Raw genomic sequence first — 13902 nt, forward strand, 5'->3', positions numbered from 1 at the left:
CAATAGGTGAAGTCCGTTAATACGGCATTGCTACGCAAAATCAGTCTCGGGAAGGATGTTAACTTTATCCAGAAAAGGCATAGTGAATTGTAGGAAATTATTCGTTTCATTGAATATTGGGAGGGGAAGGTATGACGACAACTAAGCTTTGCGCTTCACTGGAAGGACTGGATGAATTCATCAACGAGCAGCTTCAATTATGGAATGGTGTCGGTACAGCGGTCGCTGTGATCCATAAGGATGAAGTCATCTGGCAGAAAGGCTACGGTTATCGTGATCTGGAGTCCAAACTTGAAGTTAGCCCTAATACATTGTTTGCCATCGGTTCATCTACCAAAGCCTTTACCGCAGCAACCGCTGCCCTGCTTGTGGATGAAGGAATCCTGGACTGGGACGCACCTGTAAAGACGTATATGAAAGATTTCCGGATGTTCGATTCGGTCGCAACAGAACGTCTAACTATTCGCGACATGCTGTGTCATCGTTCCGGTCTTCCAAGGCATGAGTTGGTATGGTACAACTCCCCACGCACAAGAGAAGAACTTGTTCGTACATTACAGTATCTGGAGCCGAATCAGGATTTCCGTAACAAATGGCAGTATCAGAACCTGATGTACATGACAGCCGGTTATCTTGTTGGACAGCTCAATGAAACTTCGTGGGAGCAGATGGTTCAGAAGTCACTGTTTAATCCGCTAGGTATGAACTCAAGTCTGTTCTCTGTTGAAGAAATGCAACTTCAATCTGACTATGCTTACCCTTATATGGAGAAGGATGGTCAGAATACGAGAATACCTTTTCGAGCCATTGATGCCGTAGGACCTGCTGGTTCCATTAACAGTAATCTAATCGATATGATTGCATGGCTTCAATTCCAGTTGCATCAAGGTCAATGGAGAGGAACGTCACTGATTTCCAAGGAACAGATGAAGACTATGCATAGTCCTCCGATGCCTAGTGATTCGCCGTTCATAAGCCAAGAACTGCCTGTGAGTACATATGGTCTGGGTTGGATGATTGAGCCTTATCGTGGGCATGCCATGATTCATCATGGTGGGGCTATTGATGGGTTTGCATCACAAGTTGCCTTTTTGCCAGAGGAGCAGATTGGAATCGTGGTTCTGAGCAATACCCACGGAAGTATAATTCCGTATACGGTTGCTTTTCATATCATGGACCGACTGCTTGGATTGGAGCCCGTCAATTGGAGTTCCAAATTGAGCAAATTAATGGGGAAAGAATCAGCAGAAACGGAGGCTAATCCGGAGAATCCTTCGGAAGTACCTATTCAGCCAGACACTGCCGTTGAGGAAAAAATGGAAGAACCTCACATCATACCATGTGATCGTCCTTACACCGCTTATGCAGGCATTTACACGCATCCTGGTTATGGCGAGATGTCTATTCAGGAGACAACGGACGGGTTGCGGGCAACCTTTAACGCCATCGAAATGTCTATGGCATACACTGGAAATGATACTTTCTCTGTCGAATTAATTACATTTGGACTACAAATCACATTTACGTTCACTGTGGACCATGAACATAACTCCCAATCCATATCCATTCCTCTACTCCTTGAGCCGGGTACGAAGCCTATTGAATTCAGCAGGGTTTCGTAAATGATCTGTTACCTATATAAATTGAACTAATGAATATATTTACACTGGTCACTCCGATGACAGAACAACCTTCTGATCGCTGTTATCCCCAGATTTTTTTGATTCCTTTTCATTAAGGCGAAATCCGGGGATAAGCGTATGCTTCCGATGTAGCTTTCTCTTAGAAAGCTTTCAGGCGAACGCTCTGCTTCCTCAGGTTATTTCTGTCCTCTCCGTTGTGGTAGGTAACCATCCATACCTACCACAACGGAATATACACCGGATAACTCCCATCCTCTTGCTCGGCACCAGGTCTTCTCTTCACCCACAGTCTTCGCAGATCTGGCAGACCATACCCCGCAACACGATAATCTCGCAGCGATTCATGATGGGCATGTTCCTCCCTGAAGCTGTACGCGGGCAGAAGTAACGCCTCCTGTATCAGTCGATCTTCCAGCTGAATCAATCTTTTCAACCGCTCCGCAGGTTCCTGAATCATGACTACTTGTCCGCATTCCTGCTCCAGTTCATGTCTCCAGTAATCATTCATCGCAATCAGGAATAACGTGTTCTGGAAGGTATACATCGTCACGAGACTTAACATGACATGGTCATTGAAGACTTCTCCTGTATAGATCAGATCACAATCCCCGAACCCATCTTGATAGACTGCATGGGCCGGATCTCCCGGCATAATGTTAATATGCAGGCCAATCTGTTTACATCTCTCTGTAAACCAGACCATATCTGCCTCCATCTTCTCTCCTTCCTCCACCCACAGACTTAAACTCTGCCCTTGGTATGAGCTACGACGCAATAATGCAGCGGCCTGCGCCAGTGAGCTCTCCACGGAAAATACGGGTATAGATACGACAGAACCATCCGATTGCTGCAAAAGCTGTTTCCATGGCTCCCCTTGATCCGGACCCTCCGATTGATGCTGTTTCTGTTCTCGTCCTCGAATCAGACTATAGGCTGCCTGCGTGTTCGTGCTCCCGAGCGCTTCCGACAGCTCATGCGCATTCAATAGCTGTTGAACAGCCCGGCGAAAATTCACATCATGCTGGGGCCCTTCCTTTTGCATATTAAACGTCATATACACACCGCCCTGCATCTCATGCTGTACAGCACGAGGCTCCGCATCCGGAAATAAATCATGCTTGATGATGGACTCCACCTTTGCCGAGTGAGGGAGCTGCCACACTTCAACACGATCCACATAAGCCCGCCCTCTGAAGTAGGCAAGGAACACTTCAAGCACAAGCAACTTCGAATCATGACGAGTCAATCGATAAGGTCCTGTTCCAATTGGATGCAGCGGGTTCAACTCCACATCTCTAGGCAAAATCGATGCACACATACTACTCATTAAATCCGGGAACATAAAGTTTGGCTTATTCAACACAAAACGTACAGTCAACGGGTCATACGCCTCTATGCTCTCAATCGAACCAAACAACGGCCTGCACGGGTTACTCTTGTCAGAGATAATGCGATCAAAGGTAAACTTGACGTCCTCTGCATCCAATATCCTTCCATGATGAAAAGCTATGCCTTTGTGCAGATAAAAGGTCCATTCCCTTCCATCCGCATCACTCTCCCATGCCATAGCCAGACTCGGCTCGCAGACTTGGCGTTCAGCATTATAACGAACCAAACGATCGAAGACCTCTGCAATAATGAATACCTCTCCCCACATCCCTGTCTGCGTTGGGTCGAGAGTCTTAAAAGGTGTATTCTGCGGAATCCGCAATGTATCCACTCGGCCCCTGTCCCCTTCATTCGAACGCAGACCGAATTGAGTCTGCATGTGCTGCATCAGATGTTCTCGCATCGGAATGGGCAAGGTGGCTGCCAGTTCATAGGCATCCTCCAACCTGTTGACATTCAGTAGATCATCGAACCGTTCACGCGCCACTTCAAGCAATGGGATGTAAAATACCAACATCGATTTTTTGCCTCTGCCACGCTGAGGATTCCACCTGACCCATCCGTTCTCCTTGAATTTGTTCATGATGAGGTTCATGTTGCGCATCGTACAACATAAAAGTTCGGCGAGTTCTCCCACCGTTGTATGTACTTCTTGTTCATCATGCACATGTGGAAAGTTTAACCGCAGTTGAATGTAATGTTCTGATACGTCCATAGATGTCCTACCTTCTTCTATTTCTACTCATAATAATTTCTATCTTTTATCCGTTTTCCTCAATCTGCTAAAATGCGAAATCCATTCGGATGCTTCTACAGTTTTTCTTCAGGTTTTACTCCATTATACTCAGTAACATCAACATGACCAGTGGGAAGGAAGAAAAACGACTTATGAAATACGCTGATCTGCATCCGAACATCAGGATACGCATCATTACTGATTTTTTCACCGATCTGACTCAGAAGTCCATCATTCCATTCATGGCGATCTATCTGAGTATTCAGATTGGCGCAGGTGTGGCGGGGATATTACTGACGTTCAATATTATGGCTTCCATAATTGTGGGATTGTGGGCAGGATATTGGTCGGATCGAATTGGACGCAAGAAATTAATGGTGATTGCACAAACACTGCAGGTCGTGGCCCTACTTTGTTTGGCCATCGCCAACTCTCCGTGGATGGATTCGATCATCGTCACCTGCCTCATGTTTCTGCTCAGCAGTCTCAGTTCAGGGATCACAGTGCCGATTGCTAATGCCATGATTGTTGACGTGAGCAGTGAACATGAACGTCATTATGTACATGGGTTGCAATATTGGACAACAAACGTTGCTGTAACCTTTGGCGCACTGATGGGCGGGCTATTTTTCGAATCATTTCGTTTCCTATTGTTCAGTCTCGTATGCCTGGAAAGTATGATTACCCTGTTTATTTTGGTCTTTATGATTCAAGAAACAATGGATAAACGCGCATACAGTGCTACTGGTCAATCCAAGGATTCCCATCCATCCAACAGACTAATGGAAGCAGATGCTCCCATCCAGAGGAACATACTGAAAACGTACTGGACGGTCTTCCAGGACAAACGTTTCATGATATTTTTTACGGCTACTGTACTTGCAGTCTCCCTGGAATTTCAGTTGGATAAATACATCGCTGTTCGTCTAAAAAGTGAATTCACCGCCCAACTGTTCGGCTCAGATATCTCTGGTCTCCATATGTTCAGCCTGATCGTGGTCATTAACACCGTACTGGTCGCCTTGGTTGCCATTCCATTCTCCCGATGGATAGGTCGCTTCCAGTCCCGATCTATCATGACTGTTGGTATGCTCCTCTATACCGCAGGTTTCACCGTACTTGCTTTCAGCAACTGGGCCTGGTTACTCATCTCATCCGCAATATTGCTAACCATTGGAGAATTGATGTACACCCCTGTTCGTCAGGTCATGCTCGCGGGTATGATTCCAGATTCGGACCGTGCTGCCTATATGGCTGCTGACGGGTTGAGTTACAACGTTGCTGCCCTCCTGGGCAGTCTTGGGTTAACCATTGGTGCCTTTCTGCCCTCCTATGCGATGGCTGGTCTGTATGTCCTGATGGGGCTTGGAGCGCTCATCTTTTTCCGAATGTTACTTCGGAAGGCAGAGAAACAGGATCAACATCTGGCGTGTGCAGATGCATCTTGATTTTACTTTTTCGGCAACAAAATAATCATCCAAGGGGAGCCTGGGCAGGCTCTCTTTTTCATGTCCAACCTTCTCGTATAATAGTAAATTATCTTTAACATTTTGTATATTATAGTTTACATTATGTGAATTATCATGTACATTGAATTCATGGAGGTGAGCAAGTGGAAGAATTGTACAATCACGTTCGGGAGTTACGGGCCAGAGACCGGCTGTCCCAAGCGGAACTGGCCAAACTCATCGGCGCATCCCGCCAAACCATTGCCCTGATTGAACGTGGAGATTACTCCCCATCGGTCGTCCTGGCATTAAAAATAGCCCATGTCTTTGGTGAACCCGTCGAAAAAATCTTTGAATTGAAAGGTGGAGATTAAGTTGAAAAATTCATCATCCTCATCCATTAAGAAGCGAATGCGTCTTCCTCTGTATGCAGCAGGTGGTGCTGTGTTCGGTTTTCTCGGAGCCAGCGGAATCAACAAAATTCCTTCTGACCTGAACTGGACGCTGTCCGTGTATTATGACTATGATCTTTTATTTGGTGTACTGGGTGCTTCGTTGGTGGTTATGATGTTGTGGAACCTATTCAGTCTTTCCCGCACGCCGTCTGTTCCTCCGATGGAAGAAGATACGTATGGAGAATCTGATTCACTCATTTCACCCGCAGAGCGTTCCCTCGGAAAAGCGATGATCCTCAGCGGATTGAGCGTTATTATTGCGTTTACCTGGGTAGCACTTGCTCTGTCTTTAAACGCTTCGAATAGAAACATGCCGAATTTTCCCGAACTGTTTAACCTCGTGAATCTCCTTGCTGCGTGTATCTCCATTATCATCGTCGTTGTGCTGCAAACGCTGACCGTCAAACGGTACAATCGATATTTCCCTGAACGTGCACTCGATCTGAACTCACGCAACATGAAGAAAGATCACTTCGAGAAACTGGATGAAGGTGAGAAATGGATCGTGTATCGCGCAGCCTATCGTTCTTTCCAGATGATGAATGTACTTCTTGGTGTTGGAATGGTATCTATGGTGCTGTATTCGGCTCTATTCACCTTCGCTCCATTTCCAATCGTAATGCTCGCTGTGATCTGGATTACCAACATCGGAATCTATTATCGTGAAACCTATCGTGCGAGTAATCAGTAATACATGGGTAAGTAACTATTTTGTAAATTTTTTCATAAAAGGAGTGTTGGCATGTATTTATCCAAACGAAAGACCCGCTTCAGGTTCACCTCCCTAACAGGAGCTTTCATGGCTGTGGTTCTGTCTCTCAGTCTGTGGGTACCCGCCGCAGTTCAGGCAGAGGCCGCGACTCCAGCAACTGCCGAACAAGAGAAGACGAAAGCGCTGACAACTGAAACGGCTACAGCATTTCTCGATTCATTCTTCGATTCCGCTGAGGCAAAAGCTCATTATGTTGGTGCCTCCGTTGTGGTTGTGAAGGATGGTAAAGTTCTGGCGGAAAAAGGATACGGCTATGCTGATCAGGAGAACAAAACGCCTATCGATCCGAAAAATACCGCCTTCCGTGTAGCCTCTGTCTCCAAAACCTTCACGGCAGCAGCCGTGATGCAGCTGGTGGAGCAAGGCAAGGTTGACCTGCAAGCTGATTTTCAAACCTATGTGAAAGGGCTCGAATTCCATAACCCCTTTAACAAACCTGTAACTGTAGAGAACCTGCTCACACACACAACCGGATTCGAGATCCGTGATCCCCAGCAGGAAGACATCCATACTGATTTTGATAAGTACATAGCGATGGAGGATTACGCTCAGCAACATATGCCTCCTGTCGTTCGAGAACCAGGTAGCGCCTACATGTACGATAACTTCTCGTTTTTGCTGCTTGGCATGATTGTTGAGAATGTAAGCGGTGAGTCCTTTGAATCCTATATGCAACAACATATCTTCAACCCGCTCGGCATGGATAACAGCAGCTTCATGCTTGACGAAAAGTTCCAAAAGCAGCTTGCTATAGGCTATGATGCGGCACATAAACCGCTTGATCTGTATACCCTCTCTCCAACACCAATGCCTCAAGGCGGCATGTTATCTACCGCAGAGGACATCGGGAAGTTCATGATTGCATTCCTGAATGATGGCGTGAAGGATAACGAACGTATTCTCAAGGAATCTACAGTGAAAAGCATGGAACAGTACCGTTCCTCCATTCATCCACTGTTACCAAACACCACGTATGGATTCGAAGCTGCATTCCAGATCCCTAGTGCAGGAAGTAGTTCAAGTATTATCACGAAAGCAGGCGACCTGAACGGATTCAGCTCTTATCTCTTCCTTATTCCCGAGCAAAATACAGGCGTCTTCCTGACGTATAATCAGAATGGAGCACTTCGTAATCTGTTCTACCCTGCATTCATTCAGAACTTCTTCCCGCAATATGCAGAGCCTGTGCAGTTCAAGGAATACACGCCGCAATCCGCAGCTGAACTGCAACGCTTAACCGGATTGTACGCCGATCTTCGACTTAGTACGATTGTAAGTTCCCTGAAAGGTGGCGGTGATAAGCCAGGACAACTGAGCATTAACGATGTATTCCTGGGTCAACGCAACCTGATTCAAGTGGAAGATCATCTCTTCAAAGATGAATTGACTGGTCAATTTACAGCCTTCAAAGAATATCCAGATGGCACCACATACATGAAGGAACCTTACCTCAACCCTATGGGTTATGAGAAAAAAGGACAAAAGCCTATGGGATTCCGGGATGTTCGTGAGAACAGTCCTTATGCTGAAGCCATCTATGCAATACAATCGCTTGGATATTATGAGAATGATGCCAATAAGTCTTTCCAACCGAAAACAGCTGTGACACGAGCTGAATTTATTGAGAACACGCTTAAACTGAGTGGATTGAAGCCCAGCAAAACAACACCCCCTGCAGGCACTGACTGGGCAGATCATGCAGCAGCCGGGTATATTCAACTTGGATATGAATTAGGCATGATTACGGGCACGGATGAACAGCAATTTAAGCCGGATCAAGTGATTATCCGACAGGAAGCCATGGTCATGATGTGGAGAGTTATGCAATTGCAATATCCTAGCGAACTGTTCAATGATGTGAAACTTGCGGGGCACACAGATGCATGGGCTGTACCAGCCATTCAGATGATGTATATGCTTGGTATCCATGGACCTGAGGTGAAGGTATTGGAAGATGGTTCCGTTGATTTCCTTTCCCGCAAACCTCTGATTCGTCAGGAAGAGGCGGCGATCATGTATGCGCTGCTTACACAGCCGACAGATCGCATCGTCGCTGAATTGATGGCGGCTCAGCAGCCGCAAGCCGAACCTGCTGAAGGAGCCGAGTCTGCAGAAGAGCCATCAGAAACTGCACCGGTTCCATCGCCAGCAACGGTCCCTTCTGCGACTTTTGCACAATAAAAATAAAATATCTTCATACCGATTAGATTTATCATGGCTCATGATGCAAGCAAAAAACAGGCTTGTTCAGAAGGGGAAGCTCCTTCTCGAACAAGCCTGTTTTGTTACTTTTAATAACTTATTATAACGATCTATTACTGAGTTATATCCGTCTCTATTTGATCAACGAAGATACATGACGGTTCCCGTTACGCTGATCAAACTTGGCTGCAACGGTCTGAGCATGCTCCGCAAAGTAATCGGCAAGCTTGAGCAAATCGCCCGGCTCTCCCTCATATGGGAAGGAAGCTGGCAGACGCAGGCGATACCCTTCCGACTCTTTATCTTCCGCCCAGCGCCGCAATAACGGAGCTGCCTTCGCATAATACATCATTTTGGCGTAAGCATCTTCATGATCGGCTGCGAGCATCAGTGTTTCTTCAAGGATATCAATGCCTTTGGCCGGATTCGTAAGCGTGAGATACTCCATCTGCTCGGAAAAACTCTGCACGAAATCATTCTCACCCTTGATCAGACGATACCCCTTGGCTTGATGCTTGTCAGCTTCGGCAGTCCGTCCCAGCCGGTATAGCGGCATCAAAATTTCCGACAAGGTCAGATGCGGAATCTCGGCACAGCTCATCCGCCCTTTCAGGATAGGCTGTGCCGCCTCCAACACCTTCTCATCGTCTCCTTTTAACAAGAAATATCGCATAATCTCATCCTGCTCACACGCCTCGCAGTCACTCATGAAATCGCGGTCCAATGTTCTGAACTTATCATAGCTGCGTCCCGCTTCCTCCAGCTCTCCAAAATCCATAAAGATGCGGAAACGATAATACCAGTAAGAGCGTTCGCTATATCCATACGAATTAAAACGCCGTCCGAAGTCCTCCAACAGTTCCATGATCTTCTCGCGTGAGATTTCAGGGAAATCGGGCATTTTACCGAGAATCCATTTATATGACCACAATAACGTCTCTTCATCATACAGCTCTGGTTGCTGATCAAACTTGCCCAGTTGCCAGGAAAAAGCGATCAAAGCTTTCATCGGATATCCACAGAAGGTGGCTACATCCACAATCTCGGAGCGTGCTTCGTACGCCTCCTCAACCATGCCATTGACATCGGCTACCCGCGCTGCTTCCTCCAAAAAACCGAGTTTTGCCGGACCATTAGGCAGTTGATAGGCCTCTTCCATCAAATCTTCAAAATCCATCTCTGTCTTCATCTGGCATCTCCCTTACGATCTGTATTTGCACGCAAACCCCAATCAATAAAACGAACAATTCCCTGGTTCAGCACTTCAAGTTCCTGTTTGTTCATGGCATAATGCCCCATCATCAGTGCGTTAACATACAACATTTCAATAGCAATCGGTGTCATCTGATTATCTGGTGAAGTCAACACCCGTTTAATGATGGGATTGTTCACATTCAGATACAAGGTCGAGTACCCTGCCGAATTAATGCCTGCTGACAATGAACCAAGGACAGAGGAGAATAAGTCTGTGCTCTCTTCGCTGGCTTTTTCCAGCGCACGCAGTGTGGATGACTCCTGCGAAAGGGTAAACAACACCGGCAGATCCGATGGCTTGAATCCTTTCACCTCTGCCCGGCAGCGGAAACGTTGTAATCCCGAATCTGCCAAACGCAGCGCATCATAGTACTGGTTACGTTCAGCCGGTGCAATATCCGTGAATGTCATCGATACTTCATCTGGCTCAATTCGCTCCGTCTGTACATTGTTCAGTATGACAGGCAGCATCGCCATCAGTTCCTTATCGTAGATGTAACCTGCGTTGACAACCAGCATGGACTGTGCTGAAGCCACATGGTGAATCTGGCGATATTCATCAATGGAGCCGGTGTAATACAGCGTCTCCCCTTCATCAATCAGTTCACCCAGCTCCCGGTGTCCTCTCGTCGTCTCGAAAGGCAGCCAGCAATGAATCATCGCGTAGAATTCCTGATCCTGAACGGCCAGTGCCTTCATCGATAGGGCATGCAGGCGAATCAGCTTCTGCAACCGTTCGGTCTGGCTCTCAGCCATGTCAGCCAGCCCCATACGCAACGCGTCTCCAAGCTCGGATCGCACTTCTTCCAGCTTTTCATTTTCATAAAAATGTTCTCTTGATGCCGTCGGTTGAAGCTCATCGGTCCAGATCAGACATTTTACAAAGAACGCCCACTCCGGCAAAATGTTCTCGGCTTTCTCCGAGATCAGCATGCGCTTCAAATAAACCCGGTGAGAACGCTTGGCATTCAGATTCACCGCATGTGGCAGCACATAAGCAATGCCTCCCGTACGACCCGAAGCCGTAGTCAGCGTGATGAAATCCTGGAACTTCTCCCCCAGCAGACGTTCACCAAAAGCAAGCACTTCCGCTCGGCAAGAACGGGCAAGCTCCGGGCGTGTAAGCCAGATCGGAGAATCCTGATTGACAACAGACTGCACCCCATCATGTATCAACGTGACCGGATAAGGAAGCAAAGCGCCGTAGTAAAATAAAGCTTCTTTTACATACTCCGCTTCAAAATAATGTGCTGCATCCGGCGTACATCGCAGATATACTTTCGTTCCGGGAGACAACTGTGTGTCCAACTGTCTAATCGTATATGTACCATCCGGCTTGCCGCGCCACTCCATCGAGGGGCCGCCCTTCACCGATTGAGTCAGCATGACGATCTCATGACTGACCATGAAACAGCTGAGCAGACCGATACCGAAACGCCCTATAAACGATGTCTCGCCATCCAGCAGCGCCTGTTGACCACGCTTGGAAGATTGTCCAATCATCGCTAAAAATTCATGGATGTCCGCTTCGGTCAGGCCAACCCCGTTGTCCTCCACCATCATCGTCAATTGATCCCCGGTCCCTGTCAGCTCAATCCGTGCTTCTCCCCGGTATCCCGGCTCCACTTCCTTGCGTGCCGTGATCGCATCTGTTGCATTCTGCATGAGTTCACGCAGAAAAACTTTTGGACTGCTATATAGATGATTCGATAAAATCTGAATCATTCCGCTCAGGTTCACCTGAAAGCGATATTCATTGGATGCTGTCATGACTCACTCACCTTCCTCTACGTCCAAACACAATATGTACCCATACGATGTATTCATATGGATGTGTTAGACGAATTCATTATGTAATCGTTTAAAACAGCCGTTCCCGCGGGCAGGTACACCAAAACATCACGTCAAGCCGTCCCCGGATAACCAGGACCGGCGTTAGATGAATATTACAGGCATTCTTGAGACGTATGGCCTTATCTTTCATTACCACGTTATGAACAACAATGAAACGGATGTTCTGTCCTAAAATAAGGATACATGTTACAAGTCATGGTGAAAACAAACCTGAGACCCGATTTCAGTCAGACTTCAGGGTAAATATGCATCCTTTATTCGGGACTATTGAAGGAGAAATACATCTTTTTTGTCGTCCATTTGAACGATATCCTCCTGCCGCACGTATAATCTCCAAACTCAGATCGGACGGTGAATATACATGATCGAAGCACGCAATATATCCAAGCAATTCAAGGTGCATCAAGCACTCCAAGATGTCAGTTTCACAGTTAAACAAGGTAGTGTCACCGGATTAATTGGGCCTAACGGTTCAGGCAAAACTACACTGATTCGCATCATGAATGGGGTCTTAGGTGCTTCCAGTGGACAGGTAACCATTAACGGATTGGATGCCGCTCGTGAGGCGGAGAACGTACTGGCCATGTGTGGCACCCTTACCGAACAAAGTGGATTATATGAAAATATGAGTGGGCGTGACAATCTGACGTTCTTTGCAGATGCTTTTGGCCTGAAACATCCCAAGAAACGAATTGACGAGCTTGTGGCTCTGTTCGAGTTGCAAGATTACCAGCATCGAAAAGTCGGAACCTATAGCACAGGCATGAAGAAACGCTTGGGGCTTGCACGAGTACTCCTGCACCGTCCTTCCATCCTGTTTCTGGATGAGCCTACCAATGGCCTGGATCCGGATGGAATTCAGATGGTACTACGTATCATCCGTCAATTAAATAAGGAAGAAAAGATGACGATTCTGGTCTCATCCCACGTGCTGTCCCAGCTATCAGCCGTCTGTGATCGTTATATTTTCCTTGAAAAGGGGCGTATCGTGGAGGAAGGCACGGAACAGGAGATTGTTAGCCGGTACCTGTCCACTCCGAAGCTCGAAGTAGAAGCCGATATGCCAAATGGATGGCATATAGCAACTGACTACACGCCTGAAATAATCTCCGCACATAAAGCAACATTTCAGCTTACATCACGTGAAGATATTCCATTACTGCTAAGGCAATTAACGGAGCGTGGTCAAGTCTATCAGGCCCGCATCACTGGAAGTGATCTGGAAAGTATCTATTTTGCGATAAGGGAGGCACACCACCATGAATAACCGCCAAGCCATACGTGCACTGGTACGTAAAGATATCCGGTCCGTCACAGCCAGCGTCCAGCTCTGGTTGCCCATGTTGATCGTTCCACTGATTATCGGAATCATCATGCCCTCTGCCCTCCTGTGGGCGGCCTCCAGAATGGAACTTCGTTCTCTGGGCAACATCAGTTTTCTACTCGAATCATTGGATGCGTTAACCCATAGTGGGCAGATTCCACAGCTTGCTTCCATGCCTACAGACAATCATCGTATTGTTTATTACTTGGCCATGTATATGTTCGCTCCCTTGTTTCTCATCATTCCGGTGATGGCCTCCAGTATTCTGACGGCCAATAGTTTCGCTGGTGAGAAGGAACGCAAGACGCTGGAAGGTTTATTGTTCACACCGATCAGCATGGACACTCTTTTTAAAGGCAAAGTATTGGCTGCTCTGATTCCTTCCCTTCTATTATCCTGGGGTACTTTCCTGATCTACGGAATCATTGCCAATATTCTGATGTACCCCATGTTCGGAATGTTGATGTTTCCCAATCTGAACTGGATCATACTTGTCGTGTGGGTCGTTCCTGCTTGCAGTCTTATGGTCATTTTATTAAACGTACTGATCTCGGCCAAAGTCCGAGGGTTCCAGGAAGCCTATCAGCTCGGCGGATTAATTGTCCTTCCCCTGATCGCCTTAGTCGCTGGTCAAGCCAGTGGCATGCTGCTGATTGGTCCTTGGATGTTATTCATGATTGGAGCTGTGCTCCTGCTCATTAGTATGGTTCTTCTTCGTTTCGTCACCCTATGGAATAGTCGTCAGCAACTGGCGGAAAGTCAGATCTGAGTTGTGTAGATTGAGAAATGAATACACGCAGGTTATGATGTAAAGATATATGTTTT

The 13902-nt window shown here is 46.9% G+C and carries 10 protein-coding genes; 7 read left to right on the top strand and 3 right to left on the bottom strand.

What is annotated here, in order from left to right; genetic code table 11:
• Positions 1 to 131 precede the first annotated feature (131 nt).
• Positions 132 to 1622, top strand: coding sequence for a serine hydrolase (locus tag ACE3K2_RS04185; protein ID WP_421887071.1), 1491 nt, complete (start codon positions 132 to 134; stop codon positions 1620 to 1622).
• Positions 1623 to 1860: 238 nt separating this feature from the next.
• Here ACE3K2_RS04185 and ACE3K2_RS04190 read toward each other — a convergent pair whose 3' ends face one another.
• On the bottom strand, positions 1861 to 3747 hold the full coding sequence (locus ACE3K2_RS04190; protein WP_421887074.1) for an ABC transporter substrate-binding protein: 1887 nt from the start codon (positions 3745 to 3747) through the stop codon (positions 1861 to 1863).
• A 173-nt stretch (positions 3748 to 3920) separates the two neighbouring features.
• On the opposite strand from ACE3K2_RS04190, the gene ACE3K2_RS04195 reads away from it, so the two are divergent.
• From ACE3K2_RS04195 to ACE3K2_RS04210, 4 genes are all read left to right on the top strand, one after another.
• Complete coding sequence (locus ACE3K2_RS04195) at positions 3921 to 5216, top strand: MFS transporter (RefSeq protein ID WP_421887077.1); 1296 nt, start codon at positions 3921 to 3923, stop codon at positions 5214 to 5216.
• A 164-nt stretch (positions 5217 to 5380) separates the two neighbouring features.
• Positions 5381 to 5590: a helix-turn-helix transcriptional regulator gene (locus ACE3K2_RS04200; RefSeq protein WP_421887080.1), complete on the top strand. Its 210-nt coding sequence runs from the start codon at positions 5381 to 5383 to the stop codon at positions 5588 to 5590.
• A gap of 1 nt (position 5591) precedes the next feature.
• Positions 5592 to 6362: a DUF3169 family protein gene (locus ACE3K2_RS04205; protein WP_421887084.1), complete on the top strand. Its 771-nt coding sequence runs from the start codon at positions 5592 to 5594 to the stop codon at positions 6360 to 6362.
• A 51-nt stretch (positions 6363 to 6413) separates the two neighbouring features.
• Entirely contained in the window at positions 6414 to 8624 is a 2211-nt protein-coding gene (locus ACE3K2_RS04210) for a serine hydrolase (RefSeq protein ID WP_421887087.1), read from the top strand.
• Positions 8625 to 8778: 154 nt separating this feature from the next.
• On the opposite strand, the gene ACE3K2_RS04215 is transcribed toward ACE3K2_RS04210, so the two are convergent.
• Together ACE3K2_RS04215 and ACE3K2_RS04220 are read right to left on the bottom strand one after the other, a co-directional pair.
• Positions 8779 to 9834: a hypothetical protein gene (locus ACE3K2_RS04215; RefSeq protein ID WP_421887090.1), complete on the bottom strand. Its 1056-nt coding sequence runs from the start codon at positions 9832 to 9834 to the stop codon at positions 8779 to 8781.
• Positions 9831 to 11669: an HSP90 family protein gene (locus ACE3K2_RS04220; protein ID WP_421887093.1), complete on the bottom strand. Its 1839-nt coding sequence runs from the start codon at positions 11667 to 11669 to the stop codon at positions 9831 to 9833. The genes ACE3K2_RS04215 and ACE3K2_RS04220 overlap by 4 nt, the downstream gene beginning before the upstream one ends.
• Before the next feature lie 445 nt (positions 11670 to 12114).
• On the opposite strand from ACE3K2_RS04220, the gene ACE3K2_RS04225 reads away from it, so the two are divergent.
• Entirely contained in the window at positions 12115 to 13020 is a 906-nt protein-coding gene (locus tag ACE3K2_RS04225; RefSeq protein WP_421887096.1) for an ABC transporter ATP-binding protein, read from the top strand.
• Positions 13013 to 13846 carry an ABC transporter permease gene (locus ACE3K2_RS04230; protein WP_421887099.1) on the top strand — a complete coding sequence of 278 codons (834 nt, stop codon included), beginning with the start codon at positions 13013 to 13015 and terminating at the stop codon, positions 13844 to 13846. Before ACE3K2_RS04225 ends, ACE3K2_RS04230 begins: the two co-directional genes overlap by 8 nt.
• Positions 13847 to 13902 lie beyond the last annotated feature (56 nt).

The sequence above is a fragment of the Paenibacillus sp. genome, assembly GCF_048976745.1.
In the GTDB taxonomy this organism is placed as follows: domain Bacteria; phylum Bacillota; class Bacilli; order Paenibacillales; family Paenibacillaceae; genus Paenibacillus.